Origin of the sequence: Rhodococcus sp. WB1 (assembly GCF_001700945.1) — a bacterium.
GTDB classification, from domain to species: Bacteria; Actinomycetota; Actinomycetes; order Mycobacteriales; family Mycobacteriaceae; genus Rhodococcus; species Rhodococcus aetherivorans.
Window position 1 is genome coordinate 4,854,160 of sequence record NZ_CP015529.1, and the last position, 23,201, is coordinate 4,877,360.

25 protein-coding genes are annotated in these 23,201 nt (G+C 70.2%); 12 read left to right on the forward strand and 13 right to left on the reverse strand.

Annotation, left to right across the window (positions count from 1 at the left end; all coding sequences use genetic code 11):
- Positions 1-320: 320 nt before the first annotated feature.
- Positions 321-1,187 (forward strand): LLM class flavin-dependent oxidoreductase, encoded by an 867-nt coding sequence (locus A4U64_RS21680; RefSeq protein ID WP_232334120.1) that lies wholly within the window; start codon positions 321-323, stop codon positions 1,185-1,187.
- A gap of 14 nt (positions 1,188-1,201) precedes the next feature.
- Here the strand turns inward: A4U64_RS21680 and A4U64_RS21685 are convergent, their stop codons facing one another.
- From A4U64_RS21685 to A4U64_RS21700, 4 genes are all read right to left on the reverse strand, one after another.
- Complete coding sequence (locus tag A4U64_RS21685; protein WP_006945629.1) at positions 1,202-1,996, reverse strand: metal-dependent hydrolase; 795 nt, start codon at positions 1,994-1,996, stop codon at positions 1,202-1,204.
- Between the two features lie 142 nt (positions 1,997-2,138).
- Entirely contained in the window at positions 2,139-2,612 is a 474-nt protein-coding gene (locus tag A4U64_RS21690; protein WP_065923091.1) for a Dps family protein, read from the reverse strand.
- A gap of 298 nt (positions 2,613-2,910) precedes the next feature.
- Positions 2,911-4,371, reverse strand: coding sequence for a catalase (locus A4U64_RS21695; protein WP_029547200.1), 1,461 nt, complete (start codon positions 4,369-4,371; stop codon positions 2,911-2,913).
- Positions 4,372-4,455: 84 nt separating this feature from the next.
- Complete coding sequence (locus A4U64_RS21700; RefSeq protein WP_065923092.1) at positions 4,456-4,887, reverse strand: Fur family transcriptional regulator; 432 nt, start codon at positions 4,885-4,887, stop codon at positions 4,456-4,458.
- Between the two features lie 137 nt (positions 4,888-5,024).
- Here A4U64_RS21700 and A4U64_RS21705 point away from each other — a divergent pair, with 137 nt between their 5' ends.
- The gene (locus A4U64_RS21705; protein ID WP_065923093.1) at positions 5,025-5,825 is read left to right on the forward strand and encodes a DUF5602 domain-containing protein; all 801 of its coding nucleotides are present in this window, start codon (positions 5,025-5,027) and stop codon (positions 5,823-5,825) included.
- A gap of 2 nt (positions 5,826-5,827) precedes the next feature.
- A complete protein-coding gene (locus A4U64_RS21710; protein ID WP_065923094.1) occupies positions 5,828-6,625 on the forward strand; it encodes a DUF5602 domain-containing protein in 798 nt (265 codons plus the stop codon).
- A 16-nt stretch (positions 6,626-6,641) separates the two neighbouring features.
- Here the strand turns inward: A4U64_RS21710 and A4U64_RS21715 are convergent, their stop codons facing one another.
- From A4U64_RS21715 to A4U64_RS21730, 4 genes are read right to left on the reverse strand one after another with little or no spacing between them, the layout of a single operon-like run.
- On the reverse strand, positions 6,642-7,268 hold the full coding sequence (locus A4U64_RS21715) for an acetoacetate decarboxylase family protein (protein ID WP_029547198.1): 627 nt from the start codon (positions 7,266-7,268) through the stop codon (positions 6,642-6,644).
- Positions 7,261-8,976, reverse strand: a complete 1,716-nt coding sequence (locus A4U64_RS21720) for an FAD-dependent oxidoreductase (protein ID WP_065923095.1) — start codon at positions 8,974-8,976, stop codon at positions 7,261-7,263. Before A4U64_RS21720 ends, A4U64_RS21715 begins: the two co-directional genes overlap by 8 nt.
- A complete protein-coding gene (locus tag A4U64_RS21725) occupies positions 8,973-10,478 on the reverse strand; it encodes a flavin-containing monooxygenase (RefSeq protein ID WP_065923096.1) in 1,506 nt (501 codons plus the stop codon). Before A4U64_RS21725 ends, A4U64_RS21720 begins: the two co-directional genes overlap by 4 nt.
- On the reverse strand, positions 10,475-11,053 hold the full coding sequence (locus tag A4U64_RS21730) for a TetR/AcrR family transcriptional regulator (protein WP_006945640.1): 579 nt from the start codon (positions 11,051-11,053) through the stop codon (positions 10,475-10,477). Before A4U64_RS21730 ends, A4U64_RS21725 begins: the two co-directional genes overlap by 4 nt.
- Positions 11,054-11,250: 197 nt before the next feature.
- Between A4U64_RS21730 and A4U64_RS21735 the strand changes: the two genes are divergently transcribed.
- The 4 genes from A4U64_RS21735 to A4U64_RS21750 all read left to right on the forward strand — a co-directional run bounded on the left by A4U64_RS21735 (position 11,251) and on the right by A4U64_RS21750 (position 16,468).
- Complete coding sequence (locus A4U64_RS21735; protein ID WP_029547195.1) at positions 11,251-12,417, forward strand: acyl-CoA dehydrogenase family protein; 1,167 nt, start codon at positions 11,251-11,253, stop codon at positions 12,415-12,417.
- Between the two features lie 49 nt (positions 12,418-12,466).
- The gene (locus A4U64_RS21740) at positions 12,467-13,990 is read left to right on the forward strand and encodes an acyl-CoA synthetase (RefSeq protein ID WP_006945643.1); all 1,524 of its coding nucleotides are present in this window, start codon (positions 12,467-12,469) and stop codon (positions 13,988-13,990) included.
- Between the two features lie 25 nt (positions 13,991-14,015).
- A complete protein-coding gene (locus tag A4U64_RS21745; protein WP_050034503.1) occupies positions 14,016-15,356 on the forward strand; it encodes an MFS transporter in 1,341 nt (446 codons plus the stop codon).
- Positions 15,357-15,622: 266 nt separating this feature from the next.
- On the forward strand, positions 15,623-16,468 hold the full coding sequence (locus A4U64_RS21750; protein WP_065923550.1) for a PhzF family phenazine biosynthesis protein: 846 nt from the start codon (positions 15,623-15,625) through the stop codon (positions 16,466-16,468).
- Between the two features lie 48 nt (positions 16,469-16,516).
- On the opposite strand, the gene A4U64_RS21755 is transcribed toward A4U64_RS21750, so the two are convergent.
- Positions 16,517-16,858 (reverse strand): DUF3703 domain-containing protein, encoded by a 342-nt coding sequence (locus tag A4U64_RS21755; protein ID WP_065923097.1) that lies wholly within the window; start codon positions 16,856-16,858, stop codon positions 16,517-16,519.
- Positions 16,859-17,198: 340 nt separating this feature from the next.
- Between A4U64_RS21755 and A4U64_RS21760 the strand changes: the two genes are divergently transcribed.
- The gene (locus A4U64_RS21760) at positions 17,199-17,633 is read left to right on the forward strand and encodes a hypothetical protein (protein ID WP_050034502.1); all 435 of its coding nucleotides are present in this window, start codon (positions 17,199-17,201) and stop codon (positions 17,631-17,633) included.
- Between the two features lie 117 nt (positions 17,634-17,750).
- On the opposite strand, the gene A4U64_RS21765 is transcribed toward A4U64_RS21760, so the two are convergent.
- Positions 17,751-18,143 carry a hypothetical protein gene (locus A4U64_RS21765; RefSeq protein ID WP_006945650.1) on the reverse strand — a complete coding sequence of 131 codons (393 nt, stop codon included), beginning with the start codon at positions 18,141-18,143 and terminating at the stop codon, positions 17,751-17,753.
- A 246-nt stretch (positions 18,144-18,389) separates the two neighbouring features.
- On the opposite strand from A4U64_RS21765, the gene A4U64_RS21770 reads away from it, so the two are divergent.
- The 4 genes from A4U64_RS21770 to A4U64_RS21785 are packed head-to-tail and all read left to right on the forward strand — an operon-like array spanning position 18,390 to position 20,942.
- Positions 18,390-19,079 (forward strand): energy-coupling factor ABC transporter permease, encoded by a 690-nt coding sequence (locus A4U64_RS21770; RefSeq protein ID WP_050034501.1) that lies wholly within the window; start codon positions 18,390-18,392, stop codon positions 19,077-19,079.
- Positions 19,076-19,438, forward strand: a complete 363-nt coding sequence (locus A4U64_RS21775) for a PDGLE domain-containing protein (protein ID WP_065923098.1) — start codon at positions 19,076-19,078, stop codon at positions 19,436-19,438. The genes A4U64_RS21770 and A4U64_RS21775 overlap by 4 nt, the downstream gene beginning before the upstream one ends.
- Positions 19,435-20,193 (forward strand): cobalt ECF transporter T component CbiQ, encoded by a 759-nt coding sequence (cbiQ, locus tag A4U64_RS21780; RefSeq protein ID WP_065923099.1) that lies wholly within the window; start codon positions 19,435-19,437, stop codon positions 20,191-20,193. The genes A4U64_RS21775 and cbiQ overlap by 4 nt, the downstream gene beginning before the upstream one ends.
- The gene (locus A4U64_RS21785; RefSeq protein WP_029547190.1) at positions 20,190-20,942 is read left to right on the forward strand and encodes an energy-coupling factor ABC transporter ATP-binding protein; all 753 of its coding nucleotides are present in this window, start codon (positions 20,190-20,192) and stop codon (positions 20,940-20,942) included. Before cbiQ ends, A4U64_RS21785 begins: the two co-directional genes overlap by 4 nt.
- 6 nt (positions 20,943-20,948) lie before the next feature.
- Here the strand turns inward: A4U64_RS21785 and A4U64_RS21790 are convergent, their stop codons facing one another.
- The 3 genes from A4U64_RS21790 to A4U64_RS21800 form a co-directional block, all read right to left on the reverse strand.
- A complete protein-coding gene (locus A4U64_RS21790; protein ID WP_051446126.1) occupies positions 20,949-21,689 on the reverse strand; it encodes a DUF6390 family protein in 741 nt (246 codons plus the stop codon).
- 65 nt (positions 21,690-21,754) lie between these two features.
- The gene (hypD, locus tag A4U64_RS21795; protein WP_065923100.1) at positions 21,755-22,888 is read right to left on the reverse strand and encodes a hydrogenase formation protein HypD; all 1,134 of its coding nucleotides are present in this window, start codon (positions 22,886-22,888) and stop codon (positions 21,755-21,757) included.
- 27 nt (positions 22,889-22,915) lie between these two features.
- Positions 22,916-23,188, reverse strand: a complete 273-nt coding sequence (locus tag A4U64_RS21800) for a HypC/HybG/HupF family hydrogenase formation chaperone (protein ID WP_006941963.1) — start codon at positions 23,186-23,188, stop codon at positions 22,916-22,918.
- Positions 23,189-23,201: the final 13 nt, after the last annotated feature.

Genomic DNA, 23,201 nt, shown 5'->3' on the forward strand with positions numbered 1-23,201 from the left:
CGGCGTCAGAGCACCGCCGGCCGCCGGTGAACGGACAGGCCCGGAAGGGAACGCCATGACGTCCACCACGATCGATACCGGCATGTACACCTCGTCCAACCCACCGTGGCGCGAGGTGCGGGTCATCACGGCGCTGGCGAGGTATGGCGGGCTGACGTCGCTGTTCGTCTGGGACCATTTCCAGGAGTTCTTCCCGACCGCCCTGTGGGACAGGACCTTCACCCGCTTCAGCGACCAGGTGTCGAGTCCGCACGAGGTGTTCGACTACCCAGACCCTGCTCGGGGCACTGGCGGCCCCTGCGGGGAGGATGCGGCTCGGGGTGGCAGTGAGCGAGCCGATCCGGCGCCACCCGGTGCTGCTCGCTCAGGCCGCCCTGACCCTGGCGCATCTGACCAAGCGCGCGCCGATCCTCGGCCTGGGCTGCGGGGAGCGGATGAACATCGACCCGTACGGGTTGTCGCAGGCCCACCCGGTCGACCGACTCGCCGAAGCCGTGCAGATCGTCCGCCGCTGCTTCGACTCGCACGGCCCGTTCGACTTCCACGGCACGCACTTCCACCTGGACGGGGCGGTGATGGACCTGCAGGCCCCACCCGGGCGCACCCCGGAGATCTGGATCGCCGCCCACGGACCTCGGATGCTGCAGTTGACCGGGCGCTACGGCGACGGGTGGCTGCCGATGACCATCGCACTGCGCACCCCGGACGAGTACGCGGCGAAACTGGCGCGCATCCGTACCGCCGCCACCGAGGCCGGTCGCGACCCCGACCGGATCGTGCCGGCGTTGGTGGCCTACATCCTCGTCGCCCCCACACAGAAGCGGGCGCAGGCGATGCTGCACAGCCGGATGATGCGGTACTGGACGCTGCTGTTCTCCGCCGAGCACTGGGCTGCGGCCGGCGCGGTACATCCCTTCGGGCCGGAGTTCCGCGGCTCGGTCGACGTGATCCCGGAACGCTACGACCGGGCCCGGTGGGAGGAGGCGCTCGCGGCGGTGCCCCCGGAGGTCACCGAATACGGATTCCTCGTCGGCACACCGGGCCGGATCACCGCGCGGTTGCGGGAGTTCGGGGAGGCCGGGCTGCGGCATGTGGTGCTCGTCCCCACGTCGGCCTACCTGTCGCTGCAGGACTGGGCGTACACAGTGCCCGCCGTGTATCGCATCGCCGCGTCGCTGCGCAGGTGAGCACCCTCGAGGACCTACACGCCGACGGCCTCCCGCAGGAGTTCCGGCGCGCCGTCGATCGACCACACCGCCATCGCGAACGCGGCGATCGTCAGCCCTGGACCGAGGATCGCCAGCTCGAAGGCGCCGCCGGCGCGGATGGCAAGGAACCCGGGCATCTTGATCTCCCACCAGCGCTCGCCGCGCCACGGCAGGAACGGCGCGAGGAACGGTATGCCCTCCTTGGTGACGGCGTCGCCCAGGCAGTGCGTCGCGCATCCCAGCGCCACTGCCACCCCGAGGCCCACCGAACCGACCTCTCCGGGGAACCAGTTCCACATGAGCACCGACAGCACCGCCGAGGTCGCGGTCACCACGAGCCAGCCGTTGCGCTTGGCCCATCCGTCCGCGAGCCCGCGCAGCGCCAGGCCGAGCGTGACGAACAGGACGGCGACGACCGCGACCCGGTCGAACCGGGCGACAAGCGTCGACACCCCCGCCCCCAGCAGGCCCGCGAACAGGGCCGTGTGCGTCAGCGTGCGATGCCCGCCGCGACGGCTGCGGTCGCGGCGGCCCTTGGTGAGCGTGTAGTAACCGAGCGAGAGGTTGTCGATGCCGCGCGCCGCGACCTGACTCACCGGCCCGAAGGACCGCGCCACCGTCGACTGGGGCGTGTCGAGATCCGGCAGGAGGGCCGAACCGGCGCAGACCGCGGCGAACGCGAACGTCTCGGCCGTGGATGTGGGCCCGCCCCACTCGCGGGGCAGCACGTCGGCGACGAGGAGGCCGACCAGCGCCCCGGACACCGCGTGGGTGGGACCCATGACCATCGCTGCAGGCACCTTTCGATCGAAGAACGAACCGATGCCAACGTAGCAATCACATCCGACACTTCAGTAACACAGGTGTTCGATCGCCCGGCGCACACGAAGGGCCACCCGCGGGAACGGGTGGCCCTTCGTGTGCGACGGCTCAGGCGAGCTGTGCCTGCCACATCCAGTGCGTCTGCTCGAGGCCGGCGGTCTGGGCGATGAGCAGGTCCTGCGTGACCGGGTCGGCCTCGTCCGTCACCGCGATGCGCTCGCGCAGGCGTCCGATGACGGCCGCGAGGTTGTCGGTGATCGCCGCGACGACCTGCTCGTCCTTGGTCCAGCCCGCGCCGAAACCCGTGGTGCCGGAGTCCTGGGCGACGGTGGTGGCCCGTCCGTCCGGGCTGACGCCGATCGCCGTGAGGCGCTCCGCCACCTCGTCGGTGTAGGTGCGGGCGGCCGTGACGATCTCGTCCAGCGCGAGATGCAGGCTGCGGAACTGCGGGCCGACGACGTTCCAGTGTGCCTGCTTGGCGATCAGGCTCAGGTCGATCATGTCGACGAGGGTGCCCTGCAGAGCGTCCCCGGCGACCTTCTGCTGGTCCGGGTTCAACGTGCTGGTGATCGGTCCGGTCATGATCCGAGCTCCTATCCGTGTCGATGTGCCTCCCGGCGGCGACGGACGTCGCGCGCCGGCCGTGCTTCGGACATATCTCCCCCGCTTCAACGCTCGACGCGGTGACCGAGTTCCGCGCGGCCGCAGGCAACGAAGTGGATACGGGGCCCCTTCGGCCCGGAGTGTCCGTGGCAGCCGCGGCCGCGCGGGCGGATGATGGAGGAAGAATCCGTATCGAGGGAGGACAGAGTGATGCAGACGGTCATCGTGTGGATACTGGCCACCCTCCTCTACTGGTGGGGCATTCTCTGACGGGAGGTCAGGCCCGGCCCGCCCGCACGCCCTCCTCGACCTTCTTGCCGAGGTCGGCGTCGACGTTCGACCAGTATTCGAAGATCCGCTCGTACAACGCCGCCGCGGTCCCCCCGAGGATGTGGCCGACGATGTTGCCCACCAGCCGCTCACGGGCCGCGTCGTCGAGCACCTCGCGGACCAGCGTGCCGGCCTGACCGAAGTCGTCGTCCTCGGCATGCCGGACGTAGCCGGCCCGCACCGCCTCGGTGCCGAACTCCCACAAACCTTCGTCGCCGGCGGCCTGCGGGTCGGCGTGCGGGCCGCCGAAGCTGTTCGGCGCATACACCGGGGTGCCCGGGTCGTTGAACGAGTACCGCATGGCGCCGTCCTTGGAATACGAGTTCACCTCGTTCCTCGGCGCGTTGACCGGCAGCTGCGCGTGGTTCGCGCCGATGCGGTAGCGGTGCGCGTCGGCGTAGGAGAACACGCGGCCGAGCAGCATCTTGTCCGGCGACAGGCCGATGCCCGGCACGATGTTCGACGGCGCGAACGCGGCCTGCTCGATCTCGGCGAAGAAGTTGCGCGGATTGCGATTCAGCGTCCAGGTGCCGACCTCGATCAGCGGATAGTCGCGCTGCGACCACACCTTGGTCAGGTCGAACGGGTTGAAGCGATACCCCTCCGCCTCGGCCACCGGCATGATCTGCACCTTCAGCGTCCAGCTGGGGAACTCGCCCCGCTCGATCGCGTCGTGGAGGTCGGCGCGGTGGTAGTCGGGGTCGGTGCCGGCGAGGCGGTCGGCCTCGTCCTGGGTGAGGAATTCGATGCCCTGGTTCGTCTTGAAGTGGTACTTGACCCAGAACCGCTCTCCCGCGGCGTTGACCCACTGGTAGGTATGGGAGCCGAAACCGTCCATGTGGCGCCAGGTTCGGGGGATGCCCCGGTCACCCATCAGCCACGTCACCTGGTGGGCGCTCTCGGGTCGCAGCGTCCAGAAGTCCCACTGCATGGTGTGGTCGCGCAGACCCGAACCGGGTAGCCGCTTCTGGGAGTGGATGAAGTCGGGGAACTTGATCGGGTCCTTGACGAAGAACACCGGGGTGTTGTTGCCGACGAGGTCGTAGTTGCCGTCCTCGGTGTAGAACTTCACCGCGAAACCGCGCGGGTCGCGCCACGTGTCGGGGCTGCCCTGCTCCCCGGCGACCGTCGAGAAACGCACGAGGGATTCGGTTTTCGCGCCCGGCTGGAACAGCTTGGCCTTGGTGTAGGCACTGACGTCGCCCGTGACGACGAGTTCGCCGAACGCGCCGCCGCCCTTGGCGTGCACGACACGCTCCGGGACCCGTTCGCGGTTGAAGTGGGCGAGCTTCTCGATCAGGTAGTGGTCGTGCAGCAGTACCGGGCCCTGCGTTCCTGCGGTGAGCGATTCGTCGTCGCTCGCGACCGGAATGCCGACGTTGTTGGTGGTGGGGCGGGGATTCGTCACGGTGATCCTCCTCTGGAAGGGTGCACGCTCCGCGCCACGTCGCCGCGGTGCGGGTCGTAGTCGGAGTGGAGAAATGGTGCGGGACTAAGACTCTCGACAGTCGGGGCACAGTCCCCAGAACGTCACTTCGGCCTCGTCCACGACGTAGCCGTGGTCGTCCGAGGGTTCGAGGCACGGCGCCGCTCCGACGACGCACTCGATGTCGGTGACCGCGCCACAGCTGCGGCACACCAGGTGGTGGTGGTTGTCGCCGATCCGGGTCTCGTACCGGGCCGGCGAACCCGCGGGTTCGATGCGGCGCAGGAGCCCGGCCCCGACGCACGCCTTGAGCACGTCGTACACCGCCTGCGTGGAGACGGAGCCGAGTTCGCTCCGCACCGCGGCCGCGATCTCGTCCGCATCGGAATGGGGGTGCGCGGCAACCGCGCCGAGCACGGCAACACGCGGAGCGGTCACCCGCAGACCCACGGAGCGCAGTTGCGCCGGGGGGGCGAGGTGCTCATCCGCTCGTTGCATGACCCCAGTATGCCCATTTTCTGGAATTAGTCAAGAAAAGACGGGCGGGATCGGTCCGCACACGATCGCCTGATTCCGCACAACGGACCCGCCGGCCGGGTCTACCCTGCTTCTCAGCCCACCGGAAGAGGTTCGCCATGCGCACCAACCCGATCTCTCGCGCCTCCGGGATCGCGATCGCGGCCGGCACCGCGCTCACCCTGCTGCTCGGCTGCTCCAGCGGATCCGACACGGAATCCGAGCCCTACTCCTACGGCCCCACCGTCGAGGTCGGCGACGGCACGGCCCGCACCTACGTCGAGCAGGGCGACGACGGTGCCCCCGCGGCGATCGGGGTCCGCTTCTCGGCGACGGCGCTCGACGGCCTCTCCGACGCCCTCGAGGTGCACACGCTCGAGTTCCCGGCCGAGGCGGACGAGACCGCGTTCGACCACCTGACCATGGACTGGAACCCGCACGGGCACGAACCGGTGGGACTGTTCGACCAGCCTCATTTCGACATCCATTTCTACATGATCGGCGCCGAGCAGATTTCCGAGATCGACCCGGCCGCAACCGGGTACGCCGACGCGGCGGCCAACATGCCCGAAGCCCGGTACATGCCGGCCGACTACGTGCCCGCCGGTCCGCCGGAGATGGCGCTCGTCCCGCAGATGGGGATGCACTGGGTCGACGGCACCCTGCCGATCGCGCCGGGACAGTACGACTTCACCCAGATCCTCATCGAGGGATCCTGGGACGGGGAATGGACCTTCATCGAGCCGATGCTCACCCGCGACTGGCTGCTCACCCGGCCCACGATCGACGAGCCTTTGAAACAGCCCGAGGCCTATCAGCAGAGCGCGTACTACCCCACCACCTACTCGGTGAGCTTCGACGACCAGGCGCAGGAGTACGTCGTCGAACTCGGTGGACTCACCATGCGAGAGGAGTCGTGACAGTGGTGCACCTTCGCACGTTCGCGGTGCTCGGAGTCGTCGGCGTGACGGCGACGGCGACGGCACTCGTCGTCGGTTCCGTGGCCGGAGCCCGGGGCTCCACGTCCGTCGACGGCCCGCCCCGCCCCGTCGGTAACGGATCGGCGCACACGTACGTCACCGTCGGACCCGACGACACCCCCACCGCGATCGGCGTCCGCCTCGATGCCGCCGCTCTCGAAGGCCTCACGAGCGGTCTGCTGCCCACCACCGAGGCCTACGTGCTCGACGTTCCCGACGGGGCGCCCGCGACGGTCGTCGACCATGTCACGCTGGACTGGAACTCTCACGGCCACAATCCGGAACACGGGTTCGACCAGCCGCACTTCGATGTGCACTTCTACCTCGTCGACACCGCGGCGGTGGAGTCGATCAACCCGCTCGTCCCCGGGTATCTCGAGCGGGCGGCGAAGCTGCCGGACCCGAAGTACCTCCCGGAAGGCTACGCGCCGTCGGACCCCCAGCCGATTCTCGGCACCGTCCCCAACATGGGACTGCACTGGCTCGACACCGCCGAGCCGCACGGGCACTTCACCGAGACGGTCCTGCAGGGCTCGTGGGACGGCCGGCACGTCTTCATCGAGCCGATGATGACCCGGGACTGGCTGGCGTCCCGGCCCGACCTGCACGAGGAACTGCGGCAGCCGAGCGCGTATCAGCAGTCCGGCTACTACCCCACCACCTACTCGGTGACGTGGGACGACGCAGCCGGGCAGTACGTCGTCGAACTCGGTGGGCTCACGATGCGCGAGGCGTCGTGAGCCCACCGCAGGTTCCCTAGCGCACCGTCCGGGCCGGGCCGATGCTCATCCGGCCCGACGTGATGACGATGCCGTGGTGGGCCCCCGGCAGCAGCCACCGTCCCAGTGTCGGGCCCTGCGCCTCGACGCGGACCCGGGCGTAGCGGAACCGTCCCCTCAGCCGTGCCGTGGCGCGGGCCTGGCTGCCGTCCGGTTCGGGCTGTGCGAACGCCAGTCCCCCGACGATCGGCAGTTCCGGACCGCGCGGGGTCGCGTCGGTGTCCACCTTCCATGTGTCGCCCGTGGCGGAGAACCGGCCGATGACGTCGCCGGTGAACGAGGCGAGCACCTTGGGCAGATGCCAGTGCTCGCGCCCGCCGTGCACGGACGCCTCGGAGTCCACGGCGATGAACGGCACGGCCATCGCCGGGATCAGTCCCGGGCGCAGGACGGGACTTGCGAGCACCTCGCGGTAGGGGCCGACGGGCGATTCGAGGTAGTCCACCACCATCGCGAGGGTGAACGGCAGGGTCCGGCCGCCGGGGCCGAACTGGGCCGCCCCGGGCGCGCTGCGGTGCCACCACAGGGCCGCGCGCGCCTGCGCCGACCACGGCGGCGGCGCGGACGTCGGCCAGTCGGTACGTTCGTCGGTGCTCTCAGGCACGCTCCACAACACGGGCGGCCTCCTCTCGTCGGACGGGATGGATCGGCAGGCGCAGCGCCGCGGGAGCCGACTCCGGCACGCTGGGCCGCACCGGCCGCACCGGAGTGAGCGGCACGTAACCGGATCCGAGCGTCGGGCGTGGATCGGCGTCACCCTTGTTGGGCCACAACGCCATCGCCCGCTCGGCCTGCGCCGTGATGGTGAGCGACGGGTTCACGCCCAGGTTGGCGCTGACCACGGATCCGTCCACGACATGCAGGCCCTCGTGGCCGTAGGCGCGCAGGTAGGGATCGACGACACCGGACTCGGGCGAGTCCCCGATCACGCAGCCGCCGAGGAAGTGCGCGGTCATGGGAATGTTGACCAGGTCCGCAACCGATCCGCCCGCGTCGCCGTCGATCTTGCCGGCGACCCGCCGGATGGCCTCGTGACCCACCGGAATCCACTCCGGCGGTGGCGTGCCGGGCCCGCGACGGCTCGTGAGCCGGCGTCCGAACGGCCCGCGCGTGCTCGCCAGTTCGAGGGAGTTGTCGTCGGTCTGCATGACCAGCGCGATCACGGTCCGCTCGGACCAGCGCCGCACCGACAGGGTGCGCAGGAACGCGGCGGGGTTGCGGGCCGCCACCGCGAGGAACTTCACCAGCCGCGGTGTCCGGCCCCCACCGTCGACCAGGAGGGCCTGCAACAGCCCGATGGCGTTGCTGCCCTTGCCGTACCGCACCGGTTCGATGTGGGTGTGGTCGTCCGGGTGGAAGGAGGCGGTGATCGCGATGCCGCGGGAGTAGTCCACGGTGCGGTCCTGCGCCGTCGCGGCGAGCACCGCTTCGGAGTTGGTGCGCACCACCGTGCCCAGTCGCGGCGACAACCTCGGCAGGGCACCGGTCTCGCGCATCGCGAGCAGCAGCCGCGACGTGCCGTAGGTGCCGGCGGCAAACACCACCTGGTCGGCGGTGAACACTGTGTGGCGCTTGCGGATCCGGTTCGTGCTGCGGGCACGGACCTCGTATCCCCCCTCGGCGCGCGGACGAATCTCGGTGACGGTGGTGAGCGGATGGATCGTCGCCCCGGCCTGCTCGGCAAGGTACAGATAGTTCTTGACGAGGGTGTTCTTCGCGCCCACCCGGCAACCCGTCATGCAGCCGCCGCACTCGGTGCAGCCGGTGCGCTCGGGCCCGGCGCCCCCGAAGAACGGGTCCGGCACCGTCTTCCCCGGTTCGCCGAAGAACACGCCGACCGGCGTGGTGGTGAACGTCTCGCCGGCCCCCATCTCCTCGGCCACCGAGCGCATCACCTCGTCGGCGGGGGTCGTCAGCGGATTCGGGCGCACGCCGAGCATCCGCGCCGCCTGCTCGTAGTACGGTCCGAGCTCGGCCTGCCAGTCGGTGATGTGCCCCCACTGCGGGTCCTGGAAGAACCGGGCCGGCGGCCGGTAGAGGGTGTTGGCATAGTTGAGCGATCCCCCGCCGACGCCGGCACCCGCCATGACCAGGACGTCGGGCAGCAGGTGGATGCGCTGCACGCCGTAACAGCCCAGGGCCGGGGCCCACAGGTACTTGCGCAGTCGCCAGCTGGTCTTCGGCAGTTCGTCGTCGGCGAAGCGGCGGCCGGCCTCGAGAACGCCGACGCGGTAGCCCTTCTCGGTCGCGCGCAGCGCGGCGACGCTGCCGCCGAAGCCGGACCCGACGACCAGAACGTCGTAATGGGTCATGCCGCAATCCTTTCGGCAGCGGGACGGGTCACGTAGTTCTCGGGATCGAAGCGCTTGGTCCGGGCGCGGTACCGCCAGGTGAACGTCGGCCACATCACCGAGTTGCGCCCCTTGCGGTCGAGGTACCAGCTTTGGCAGCCGCCCGCGTTCCACACCGTGCCGGCGAGGGCGGGGTCGAGTTCGGCGTTGTAGTCGCGCTGCGCGCCGGCGGTCACCTCGACGGTGGCCAGTGCCCGGGACCGCATGGTGCGCAGGGCGTCCGCGATGTAGGCGGCCTGCGATTCGAGCATGTACACGATCGAGCTGTGGCCGAGGTTGGTGTTCGGCCCGTACATCAGGAAAAGGTTGGGGAAGCCGTGGACCGAGACGCCCAGGTAGGCGCTGGGGCTGCCGTTCCAGGCCTCGGCCAGGGTGCAGCCGTCGCGTCCCCGGATGTGCCGGGCCACAGGCGGTTCGGTGACGGTGAAGCCGGTGCCGAAGATGACGGCGTCGACCTCGTACTCGTTGCCGGTCTCGTCGACGACACCCTTCTCGGTGACCGCGGTCAGCCCGGAGGCAACCACGGTGACGTCGGGCCGGGTGATCGCCGGGAACCAGTCGTTGGACAGCAGGATCCGCTTGCACATGATCCGGAACCCCGGGGTGAGCTTCGTCCGCAGATCCGGATCCGGGACCTGCTTGTCGAGGACCGACAGCGCTCGGCGCTCGAACAACGGCACGAGCCACCGGCGCGCGAACGGCCGTGTCATCCCGACGACGTACGTTTCCTTCTGCCCGTAGACGGCCCCGCGAACGACCTTCTGCGCGAGCGGGAAACGCCGGTAGAGGGCGCGCACCGGACGCGCAATGGTGTGATCGTGCTTGGGCATGACCCACGAGGCGGTGCGCTGGAACAGCGTCAGGTGCCCGACGGTGTCGACGATGGCGGGGACGAACTGTATCGCGGAGGCGCCGGTGCCGATCACGGCGACGCGCTTGCCGCGCAGGTCGTAGCCGTGGTCCCACTCTGCCGAGTGGAACATCTTGCCGCGGAACATCTCCAGGCCCGGCACCTTCGGGAGGGTCGGGGTGGACAGCGCACCGGTCGCCGAGACCAGCACGTCGGCGGTGAGGTCGCCCCGCGACGTCGACACGATCCAGCGGGTGTTCTCGTCGTCCCACTGCGCGTCGCGCAGTTCGCACCCGAACATCGTCCGGTCGGTGACGCCCTGTTCCGTCGCGACCCGACGCAGGTAGGCGTAGATCTCCTCCTGGGTGCCGTGGGCCTTCGACCAGTCCGGTTCGGGCGCGAAGGAGAACGAGTACAGCGCGCTCGGCACGTCGCAGGCCGCGCCCGGGTAGGTGTTCACCCGCCAGGTGCCGCCGACGTCGTCGCCCCGCTCGATCACGAGGACGTCGGCGCGCGGGTGCTCACGCAGCAGCGTGGCCGCCATGCCGATGCCCCCGAAGCCGGCCCCCACGACGAGCGTGTGGACGTGCGGCGGGAGGGTCTCGATGCTCACTTCATCACCAGTTCCTTCCAGACCGGGAGCAGCCGCTCCCGGATCTCACGATCCGATTCGGGGGTACGCATCAGTGCGGCGACGGCGAGGCCGCGGGCCAGCTCGATGCTCAGGTCGATTCCGTCGGGGCCCATCCGGTCCCCCATGATCTCGAGGCAGCCGACCCGCAGCGCGTCGGAGACCTTGCGCTCGAGGGGGATCACCGCCTCGTGCAGGGTGGGATCGGTCCGGGCGGCCACCCACAGCTCGAGCGCGGCGTGGAACAACGGTCCGCGGAACGCGTCGGTGAGGACGTCGAGGCCACGCTCGGGGTCCGGGCTGGCCTCGAGGATCTCCGTGAGGCGCTTGTCGACGAGGTGCTCGACCGCGGCGACGACGAGCGATTCCTTGGTCGGGAAGTGATGCAGCTGCGCACCCCGGGATACCCCGGCCCGTTTGGCGATGACCTGGGTGGTGGTGCGCGCGTAGCCGAGTTCGACGAGCGAGTCGACGGCCGCGTCGAGGAGTTTCGCCCGGGTCACGGCGGTGCGCTCGGCCTGCGTGCGCCCCGTGCCTGTGGATGTGGTTCGAGTCACAAGAACGGACGGTAACAGCAAAACAACAAACAGTCCAGACTGCTTGCAAGTTTTTAGCCGAGACACATATCCCCAGCTGAGGGCACCGCCCACCCGGAAAGCAGATGGAATTCAACCGTTGACTATTTCAATCATTATTGGTCTACTGTGATCTGCGCGACAAACCACGAGGTCGCAGAAGGAGGACCGCCGTCTCCATGAGTGCCGTGTCGCTCGAACGCACCATCTACGAACCCGACCACGCCGCGTTCCGCGAAACCGCGCGACGCTTCGCCGAGCGCGAGGTCGCCCCCCACCTCGAGCAGTGGGCCGCGGCGGGCCGCGTCGATCGCGAGCTGTACCGGCAGGCCGGCAAGCTCGGCCTGCTCGGTGTCGCCGTGCCGGAACGGTTCGGCGGCGGGGGCATCGACGATTTCCGGTTCGGCGCCGTGCTCATCGAGGAACTCGCCCGCGTCGGCGCCCAGGCCGTCACCATGGGCTTGTCGGGATTCAACGACCTGGTCGCCCCGTACTTCACGGCCCTCGGCACCGAGGAGCAGAACCATCGCTGGCTCGCCCCCATGGTCGCCGGTGAGGCGATCGGCGCGATCGCCATGACCGAACCCGGCGCCGGCAGCGACCTCGCCGCCGTCGCCACCACCGCGATTCCCGACGGCGACCACTTCGTGCTGAACGGCAGCAAGATCTTCATCTCCAACGGCCTGCTCGCCGACACGATCATCGTCGTCGCGAAGACCGATCCCGCCGCCGGGAAGAACGGGGTGAGCCTGCTCGTCGTCGAGGACGGCATGCCCGGGTTCACGAAGAACGGCCCGCTCGACAAGGTGGGCCTGTCCGCACAGGACACCGCCGAGCTGGTGTTCGACGACGTCCGCGTGCCCCGCGCCAACCTGCTCGGCGAGGAGAACCGGGGCTTCGGCTATCTGCGGCACAACCTGCCGCAGGAGCGGCTCAGCATCGCGGTGACCTCCATGGCCCTGATGACCCGCACGTTCGAGACGGCGCTGCGCTACGCCACCGACCGCACAGCGTTCGGGCAGCGCATCGCCGACTTCCAGGCCAACCGCTTCTACCTCGCCGAACTGGCCACCGAAATCGAGATCGCGCAGGTGTTCGTGGACCGTTGCATCCTCGACGCCGCCCACGGCCGGCTCGACGAGGTGACGGCGGCGATGGCCAAGTGGTGGGTCACCGAACTGCATCTGAAGGTGGTGCACCGGGCCGTGCAGCTGCACGGCGGCTACGGGTTCATGAAGGAGTACGACGTCGCCCGCGACTATCTGGACTCCCGGGCCGGGACACTCTACGGCGGCACCACGGAAATCATGAAGGAGATCGTCGGTCGCCGGCTCACCCGGACGTAGTCGCTTCGGCCACAGACCATCCCGCATCCCAAGGCATCGAGGAGATCCCGTGCTCAATCAAGGTACCGGAACCTGGCCGCACCGACGCGCCCGGCAGGCCCCCGACGCGGTCGCGCTCGACTTCCGCGGCACCACCGTCACCTACCGCGAACTCGACGAGCGGGTCACCCGGCTCGCCCACGCCCTGCGCGCCCGGGGTATCGGCCCCGGAGACCGGGTCGCGCTGCTGTCCGCGAACCACCCCGCCTACCTCGAGGTGCTGTTCGCCGCCGGCCTGCTCGGGGCCGTGTTCGTGCCGCTCAACGCCCGGCTGACCACCCCCGAGGTGGAGTACTGCCTGGCCGACTCCGGCAGCGCCGTGCTGATCCATTCCGCCGCCCTCGCGGACGTCGCCGACGCGGCCGCCACCGCGGCCGGCACCGCCCGGCGCGTGGTCCTCGACGGGGCACCCGACGACCGGGCCGTCGGCTACGAGGAGATCATCGCGACCGCCCCCGCCGACCGTCTCGACGTCCCGGTCACGCACGACGACCCGTGCTTCATCATGTACACCTCCGGCACCACCGGCCGGCCCAAGGGCGTCGTCCTCACCCACGGCAACGTGGTGTTCGCGGTGATGAATCCGATCGTCGATCTCGACTTCCTCTCCGACGAGGTGGCCCTGGTCGCCGCACCGCTCTTCCATACCGCCGCCTTGAACTTCGTCGCCCTGCCGACCCTGCTCAAGGGCGGCACCGTGATCGTCGAGGAGGGCTTCGAGCCCGGCCGCATCCTGCACCTGATCGAAACCAAGAGGGTCACGTACTCGTTCGGGGTGCCCACGATGCTCGACGCGATGAGCACCCACCCGAACTGGAACCGCACCGATCTGAGCTCGATCCGTCGCTGGATCGTCGCGGCCGCACCGGTACCGCCACGGACCCTGCAGACCTACACCGCCCGTGGCGTCCGCCTCTGCCAGGGATACGGATTGACCGAGACCGGTCCCGGCGCGCTGATCCTCACGCCCAAGGACGCCGAGCGCAAGCTCGGCACCGCGGGCGCCCCGCACTTCTTCACCGACGTGCGCGTCGTCGACCCGGACGGCACCGAGGTCGCCCCCGGCGACCGCGGCGAGATCCAGATCTCCGGCCCGAACGTGATGCGGCGGTACTGGAATCGCCCCGACGCCACCGCCGAAGCCTTCACCGGCGACGGCTGGTTCCGATCCGGCGACGTGGGGGTTCCCGACGAGGACGGCTTCGTCACGATCGTCGACCGGCTCAAGGACATGATCATCTCGGGTGGCGAGAACATCTACCCCGCCGAGGTGGAGGCCGCCATCCTCGACCTGCCCGGCGTCCTCGGCTGCGCCGTCTTCGGTGTGCCCGACGAGAAGTGGGGTGAGGTGGGCCGGGCCGCCGTCACCCTCGCCGACGGCGCCACCCTCACCGAGGACGAGCTGTTCGCCTTCCTCGGCGAGCGCCTCGCGAGGTACAAGATCCCCAAATCCCTTCTCGTTCTCGACGAGATCCCCCGCAACGCCACCGGAAAGATCCGCAAGGACAAGTTGCGCGAGCAGTACGCCCACTGACCCGACCGCCACGGCAGGAGCTCCCATGACCGTCACCGCATCCGCGGACATCACTGCGGCCCAGAGAAAGAAGGAAGTTCGACGCGTCGTGCTGTCGAGCTATCTGGGCAGCACCATCGAGTTCTACGACTTTCTGCTCTACGCGACCGCGGCAGCGATCGTCTTCGCACCCGTGTTCTTCTCGGACCTGTCCCCGCTCGCCGGGACCATCGCGTCGATGGGCACGTTCGCCGCGGGCTACCTGGCCCGTCCTTTCGGCGGCGTCGTCTTCGGGCACTTCGGCGACAGGTACGGCCGCAAGTCGATGCTGCTGATCTCCATGACGGTCATGGGCGTCGCGTCGTTCCTCATCGGCCTCGTCCCGCCGGCGTCGGCGATCGGATCCTGGGCCGCAATCATTCTCGTGCTGCTGCGCGTGTGCCAGGGCATCGCCGTGGGCGGTGAGTGGGGCGGCGCGGCGCTCATGTCCCTCGAACACGTCGGCGGGCGGGGGCGCGGCTTCGCCGCCTCGTTCACCAACGCCGGCGCACCCACCGGTTCCCTGCTCGGCACCCTCGCCCTGGCGCTGGTGGCGCTGCTGCCCGAGGACGACTTCCTGTCGTGGGGCTGGCGCATCCCGTTCCTGCTGTCCGCGGTGATGCTGGCCGTCGGCCTGTTCGTCCGGGCCCGGGTGTCCGAGAGCCCGCTGTTCCGGGAGGCGATGGCCAAGCAGGCCGAGGTGGACGCCACCGCGGTCGACAGGCGGACCCCGCCGATCCTGAGCATCCTGCGCCGTCCCCGGAACCTGCTGCTCGTCGCCCTGGGGTGCATGGCCAGCTTCGGCATCCAGACCATGTTCACCACGTTCGCCATCGGGTACGCGTCCCATTCCGGGGTGACCCGATCTCAGGCGCTCCTGGCGTTCGCCGTCTGCCAATTCGTCGCGATCTTCACCCTGCTCGGATTCGCCCGCCTCTCCGACCGCGTCGGCCGACGACCGGTGATGCTCTTCGGTCTCGGCGCGTTCGTCGTGCTGATCGTGCCGATCCTGGCACTGCTGTCGTCCGGCAACGTCGCCCTGGTGACGCTCGGGTTCGTGCTCGGCTTCGGCGTCTGCCAGTCCGCGACCTACGGTCCGATGGCGGCGTACATCGCCGAGCAGTTCGGCACCGCGGCCCGGTACACCGGCGCCTCGCTCGGCTACCAGGGCGCGACACTGCTCGGCGCGGGCTTCACGCCGGTGATCCTCGCGTCGCTGCAGGCGGCCGCCGGCGGCGGCACCGGCCTGGTCGCGGCGTTCATGATCGGGCTGGCAGTCCTGAGCGCGGTGTTCATCCTCCTGGCGAAGGAGAGCAAGGACCGCGACCTGAGCACGTACGAGCACTGAATCCTCGAACCGTGAAGGGCGCGCAGGGACTTCCCTGCGCGCCCTTCGTCGTTCAGCGCCGCAGTCGTTCAGCGCCGCAGTCGTTCAGCGCCGCATCGGCACGTGATCGATGCCGGCCTCGAGGTGGTTCGGACCGATGCGGTCGAGCGTCGCGGAACGGATGGTCCGCACTGAGCCCATCGCAGGGTCGCCGGCATATTCGGATGCGCCCCGCCGGCGCCGCGACCACAATCGTCGGGACGGAACCGACGAAGGAGACACAGCCGATGGTGCAGCCACGTTCCCGGAACTTCGCGCAGGTCGACGTGTTCGCCGCCGAGCCGTACCGGGGAAACCCGGTCGCGGTCGTCCTCGACGGCGACGGCATCCCCGACGAGGCGATGGCGCAGTTCGCGGCGTGGACGAACCTGTCCGAGACCACGTTCGTTCTTCCCCCGACGACCCCCGAGGCCGACTACCGGCTGCGCATCTTCACCCCCGGCGCGGAGATCCCGTTCGCCGGCCATCCCACGCTCGGCTCGGCGCACGCGTGGCTCGAGGCCGGCGGCGTGCCGAAAACCCCGGGCCTTCTCGTCCAGGAATGCGGAGCCGGACTCGTCGAACTGCGCCACACCGACGAGTCGGCAGCGTTCCGCGCCCCCGAGCGGGTCCGTCGCGGCGACCTCGACGAGGACCACCTGGCCCGCATCGCCCGTGGCCTCGGGATCGCGCGCGAGCGGATCGTGGCCCACAACTGGGTCGACAACGGGCCCGGCTGGGCTGCGGTCCTGCTCGAGTCCGCGCAGGACGTGCTCGACCTCGAACCCGACGACCAGCACATGCGCGACCTGATGCTCGGTGTCGTCGGCCCCTACCCGCCGGGATCGCCGCAGCAGTTCGAGGTCCGCGCCTTCGCCGCGCCCGTCGGCGTCAAGGAGGACCCGGTGACGGGAAGCCTCAACGCCGGCCTGGCCCAGTGGCTGATCGGCGCCGGCATCGCGCCGGCCGACTACCGAGCGAGCCAGGGGACGCGCGTCGGCCGCCGCGGCATCGTGACCGTGCACTCGTCGGGCGACGAGGTGTGGATCGGCGGACACAGCACGACGTGCATCCGCGGGACCGTGCACCTGTAGGAGCCGGTCGTGAGCGGGGTCCGCTCCTCCGAACCCGGGGGTGGGCGACTACGCCGACAGCGCCCGGGCCAGATCGGCCGGAACCGGCATCGGGGTCGTCAGGCCGGCGGCGACCCGTCCGGTGTTGCCTTCGGGATACCGGCCGGTCATCGAACCGGGAGCAGCGACGACGATCCGCACGACCTGCCCGAGGGCCTCGCGACGGTCACGGCAGCGCAGCGCCAGGGCGAGCATCGCGACGTGATTGCAGGTGTGCAACCACGGATCCGGCTGGGACAGGATGTGCGCCCGTTCGAGGTGGCGCCACCGTTGCTGCGGGTCGCCGGCAGTTTTCGACGCGGCCATCTCCCATCGGTAGAGGTCCCGGGCGGCGGTACCGATGCGCGGCATGACCGATCCTTTCGGTGAACGTTGTCGAACGCGAGTTGTCAGCAGCATTCCTCGGTCTCGGCCGCCGAGCAAGAACGGGCCGCCACGGGTCGATCGTTCACACACGTCCGTGGCCGGAATTCCCGCTCCCCCTCTGCGCAACGAGTGATTCGAGGACGGTCAGGACTGTAGTGACCGCAGCGCGGGTGCGGCCCACGTGGTCGTCTTCGTCGTCGCTCTCGCAGCGACGGCCCTCGTCCTCACCCGTCTCGCCGTGACGAAGGGCGGCCGGCATCCCTGTCGCCGCAGGCGCCACTAGGATCGGCGATCAGGTGCCGCTCACAGCAGTCGAGGACGGGTGATGGAAACTCTCGCACGCTACGTGGAACTGTTCGTGCCGATGCTCTGGCTCGGGATGGTGCTCGCCATCTCCTTCCTCGAAGCACCCCTGAAGTTCCGGGCGCCGGGAATCACCATCCCCCTCGGACTCGGTATCGGTCGCCTGGTGTTCCGGGCACTCAACACGGTGGAGGGGGTCCTCGCCCTCGTGCTGATCGCGGCGTGCCTGGTCTCGTCGCCCGGTACGACCGGGTGGATCCTGCTCCTCGTGACGGTGGCCGTGCTGGCGGTCCAGGTGGCGGTGATCCGCCCGCCGCTGACGCGCCGCTCGAACCGCATCCTCGCGGGGGAGGACGCACCCCGCTCGAAGGTGCACTACGCCTATGTGGCGCTCGAGATCGTCAAGGTCGCACTGCTGATCGCGCTGGCGATCGTGCTGGCGCGCACGTTCGTCTGACGCCGCCCCGGCGCACCGGGCTCGCTGGTCCGCCCGAACAGCGCGCGTCCTCGGCGCGGTGCACCCTCGCCCGGTGGGCGGGGCCGGCCCCTCGTCGTCACCTCGGGTCGTGTCGGCTCACCCGGCGGGCCGCTCCTCGGTCGGCGACGTCGTGGCGCCACCCGGGGTCTCGGAGGGCTCCGCCGACTTGCGGGTCTCGTCGGCCACCGGCCGTCCGGCACCCCCGGTGCTCGCCTCTCCCCTGTCGTCCGGCGCGGGACGGACATCCCCGCGCTCCGTCCGCCCCTCGTAGGGCGGGACGGCCGCGTCCGCATCCCCGACCGTCGTGGTGTGCCCGGGTCGGTGCGACCCCGCGTCGCCGGGGTCGACGGAGATCATCTCGTCGTCCTCGAACGCGCCGGCGGGGCGGTCCGCGGGCCCTCCTCCGGGGCCGGTGGAGCCCATGTCGCGCGAGCCGGGGGCACCCCGCTCCGACTGCGGCTCCTCTTGCCTTCCGGTTCCGTCGTTCATCGCTTCTCCTCGGGGATTCGAGCATTCCGACGAATGGACCCCCTCACTCCATCCGAGCACGCGGCGCCGCGTTTGTCGACAGTCGATCTCGCCGGGGAGACGGCAGGACGCCCCACTGCGGACCGCGCCGCACGAAGGTCCCGGCGGAACGGGACGAACCGGCCCGACGGCCGAAAGCCTGTTCAGTTGTTCAGGTGGGCAGCTAGAATCGCGTCGACGCATCCTCACGCCTCGGAGGTTCTTCCGATGGACGTCGTAGCCATGCACATGAGCGACGGTCTGCTCGACGCGCGGACCTCGCTGGCGTTCTTCGTCGTCGCCGCGCTCGGCCTCGCGGTGGCGCTCCGCAGGGCCCGGTCCGAGCTCGACGAGCGCACCGCTCCCCTGGCCGGCCTCGTCGCGGCCTTCGTCTTCGCCCTGCAGATGATCAACTTTCCGGTCCTGCCGGGGGTGAGCGGGCACGTACTCGGCGGCGCGCTCGCCGCCGTCCTGGTCGGTCCCGCGACCGCCGCCCTGTGCCTGACGGTCGTGCTGGTCGTGCAGTCACTGCTCTTCGCCGACGGCGGTCTCACCGCCCTCGGCGCCAACGTCACCAACATGGCCCTGCTCGGCGTGCTCGCCGGGTACGGCACGGCCGTGGCGCTGCGTCCGCTGCTGCGCCGGTACCCGTGCGGACCGGCCCTCGGCGTGATCTCTTTTGCCGCAGCGCTGGTCGCGACGGTCGCCGCGGCGACCGGGTTCCTGGTCGAGTACGCGGTCGGCGGCACCGCCGGGTCCGCCGGCACCGTCGCTGCGTTCCTGCTCGGCACCCACGTTCTCATCGGCGCCGGTGAGGGACTCGTCACCGCCGTCACCGTCGTCGCGGTGGCACGGGCGAGGCCCGACATCGTCCATCTGCTCCGCCCGCTGCGGCCGCCGACCCGGGCACCGGCATGACGCGCCGGCGTCTCCTGATCCTGTTCGCGGTGGCGGCGTTCCTGTGCGCGGGGATGCTTTCGTACCTTGCCGATTCGAGCCCCGACGGCCTCGAGGCCGCGACCGCGCGGGGGTGTGCCGTGGTCGAAGTCGACGGTAGCGCCACGGTCACCGGGGAGTGCCTGGCGGGTGAGGCCACCGATCATCCGTGGGACGCGGGTCCGCTGGCCGGTTACACGGTCGGCGGCCACACCGGATCCACCGGCGTGGCCGGGGTTCTCGGCGTCGCCGCGACCTCGGCGGTGGCCGCCGCGCTGTTCCGTCTCCTCGTCCGTCGACGGGGCGCATCCGGGAAAAGGACTCCGGGAGCGCGGCCGTGACCACCGCGCTGCGGGGCGGGCCTGCACGCGCGACGACTGCTGTGCACCGCCTGCCCACCGAGGTGAAGATCGTCGCCGCAACGGCATTCGTCTTCGTCGTGGTCGCCACTCCGCGCGAGGCGATGTGGGCCTTCGCCCTCCATTTCGCGGTCGTCGCGGCGATCTGCGTACTCGCCGGGATCCGCTGCGCCTGGCTGGCGCCGCGCATGTCGATCGAGACTCCGTTCGTCGCGCTCGCCGTCCTGCTCCCGTTCGCCGAGGCCGGCGACCGGGTCGGCGTCCTGGGGTTCTCCCTGTCGGTTCCGGGCCTGTACGCGGCGTGGGGCATCCTCGTCAAGGGCACCCTCGGGGTGCTCGTCTCCCTCGTCCTCGCGGCCACCACCCCGGCCCAGGACCTGCCCGCCGGCCTGGCCCGCCTCCGGGTTCCGGCACTGCTCACGACGGTGGCGGTGCTCATGCTGCGCTATCTCGAACTGCTTGCCGCCGAGGCGAACCGAATGCACCGTGCCCGGATCTCCCGCGGCGACGACCCACGCACCCTCCACCGCATCGGAGCGACGGCCCGGGGAATCGGGGGGCTGTTCGTCCGCGCCTACGAGCGCGGTGAGCGGGTGCATCTGGCCATGCTCTCCCGCGGATTCACCGGTTCCGTCCCGGCCTTCGGTCCTCCCGCCACCGCGATGGCCTGGGCTGCGGGCCTGCTGCCGGCCGCCGTCGCCGGTGCCGTCTGCGCCGCCGCCTGGGTGACGGCATGACCGCGGAGCCGGCCGTGCTGCTGACGGGGGTACGGCACGTCCACCCCGACGGGCACTGCGCCCTCGACGGCATCGACCTCGCCGTCACCGCCGGTGAGCGGGTCGCGGTCCTCGGCCCGAACGGCGCCGGCAAGACCACCCTGATGCTGCACCTGAACGGCGTACTGGCGCCGTCGTCCGGGACCGTCCGGATCGGCGGGCTGCCGGTCGCGCGGAACACCCTGCGTGAGATCCGGCGACGGGTCGGACTGGTGTTCCAGGATCCCGACGACCAGTTGTTCATGCCGACCGTCGCACAGGACGTGGCGTTCGGGCCCGCCAACTTCGGCGTTCCCGCAACCGAACTCGACGCCCGGGTCCGCGAGGCCCTCGAGGCGGTCGGCATGACCGAGCACGCCGGCCGCAACACCGCGCATCTGTCCGCGGGTCAGCGTCGACGGGTCGCCCTCGCCACCGTGCTGGCGTGCCGGCCCGACGTTCTGGTCTTGGACGAGCCGTCCACCGACCTCGATCCCGTCGCCCGCCGGGAACTGGCCGAGGTCCTCCTCGGCATCGACGCCACCCTGCTGCTGGTCACCCACGACCTGCCGTACGCCGCGCAGGTGTGCAGCCGGGCCGTGATCGTGAGCGACGGACGACTCGTCGCGGACGGTCCGATCACCGCCCTGCTCGCCGACGCCGACCTGCTCGCCGCGAACCGGCTGGAACTGCCGTGGGGATTCACCCTGCCGGAGACCGACCCGCGCTGAGCGCCGTCACCCCGCGGCGAGCCGGCCGTTGGTGCGGTCGAGCTGCCGCACCGTCGCGGCCTCCAGCCGGCCCACCTCCTCCTCCTCGAGCCGGTCGCACAGGAAATCCCAGTGCAGCGCAACATGTTCGCCGAGCCGCAGTCCCGGCACGAACACACCCGCACCGGTGCGGCGCCGTACCGTCTCGGCGCGTTCCGCGCCGAGACGCAGGCGGGCACCGTCGAACTCGAGCCGGCGGCTGCGCACCGTCGCCGTGTCGGGTCCGACGGCGACGACGGTGCCCCAGCGGATCCGGCAGGAATCGAGAACCTGCACCGGCTGGGGCATCCCGGTGGTCAGCAGTCGCGACCACGGGTACACCCCCAGCACGTGGAACGCGTGCGTCGGGGCCGCCTCGGCAAGCAGTTCGGGTGTCAGGTGGGTCCAGTAGTGCCCCGCCTGCGTGCCCAGCCGCTCGAGCAGCCGGGTCCCGAACTCCACCGGATCGATCCGGTCCGTCAGGGCGTTGCCGGTCCAGTAGGCGCGCACCACCTCTGCGTCGAGGGGGTCGGTCCGGCCGGCCAGGGCCGCGATCAGCTCCTGGTAGGGCCATGCTCCGGTGAACCGCCGGGCGGCGGCCACGACCGCCGCGCCGTCGCCGTGCCCGCACGCGGCGGCCTCGAGGGCCGCCGCCCCTGCCGGGCCGCAGTAGCCCAGTGCGTTCGGCGCATGGGCGTAACGGGCGAAGAGCCGCTGCCCCTCCGTCACCGCTGCCCCTCCGTCACCACTGCCCCTCCGTCACCACTGCCCCCCTCCGTCACCACCGCCACGGATCAGGCCGTTCCGCGTTGCCCCACCAGCGCCGCGGTGTCCCGGTGCAGCCGGCCGAAGTTGTAGTAGGCGGCACACGCCCCCTCCGGTGACACCATGCAGGTGCCGATGGGGGTCTCCGGCGTGCACGCCGTGCCGAAGACCTTGCATTCCCACGGCTTGATGACGCCCTTGAGCACCTCGCCGCACTGACATGCCTTCGGGTCGGCGACGCGCAGGCCGGGCATCGAGAACCGCTGCTCGGCGTCGAAATCCGCGTAGTCGGGGTGGATGCCGAGCGCGCTCTGCGAGATGAATCCGAGGCCGCGCCACTCGAAGTGCGGCCGTAGCGCGAACGTCTGCGCCATCAGCCGTAGTGCCTGCACGTTTCCTTCGGGCCGCACCACCCGGCTGTACTGGTTCTCCACCTCGCACCGGCCGTCCCGGATCTGCCGCAGCAGCATGTGCACCGAGGCGAGGATGTCGAGCGGCTCGAATCCGGCCACCACGATCGGTTTTCCGTACACGGCGGGGACGAAGCGGTAGGGACGCAGTCCCACCACGGTCGACACGTGCCCCGGTCCGAGGAATCCCGAGAGCCGCAGATCCGGCGACTCGAGGATCGCCTTGATCGGCGGCACGATCGTCACGTGGTTGCAGAACACCGTGAAGTTGCTCAGGCCGAGCTGTCTCGCCCGCACGAGCGTCACCGCCGTGGACGGGGCGGTGGTCTCGAATCCGACGGCGAAGAACACCACATGCCGGTCCGGGTGGTCCACCGCGATCTTCAGGGCGTCCAGCGGGGAATACACGAATCGGACGTCGGCGCCGTGGGCCTTGGCCTCGAGCAGGTTCCCGCGCGAGCCGGGCACCCGCATCATGTCTCCGAACGTCGTGAACACCACGTTCGGTTGCTCGGCCAGCCACATGGCGTCGTCGATGCGGCCCATGGGGATCACGCACACCGGACAGCCGGGGCCGTGCACCAGCTCCACCGACGCGGGCAGCAGATGTTCGATGCCGTGCCGGTAGATGGTGTGGGTGTGGCCGCCGCACACCTCCATGAACTTGAACTCCTCCCCGGCGGCGAGGTCGGTGATCGAGGCCACCAGGGCGCGCGCCGCGGCGGGGTCGCGGAACTCGTCGACGAATTTCATGATCCTGCTCCGCCTTTCATCCGGTGCTCACGCGATCTCGGACGCGTTGAAGGCTTCGATCTCGTTGACGTAGTCGGCGCCCATCTTCCGCACCTGATCGAGGGTCAGCTTCGCCTCGTCCTCGTCGATCCGGGCCATCGCAAAGCCGACGTGCACCAGCACCCAGTCCCCGACCTGCAGGCCGGTGCCGGCGAGCAGCCGGACGCTGATGGCGCGTTGCACGCCGTTGACGTCCACCTTCGCCAGATGCTGGGCGGGGTCGACCATGTCGACCACCCGGCCGGGAATTCCCAGGCACATTGCGTCTCTCCTC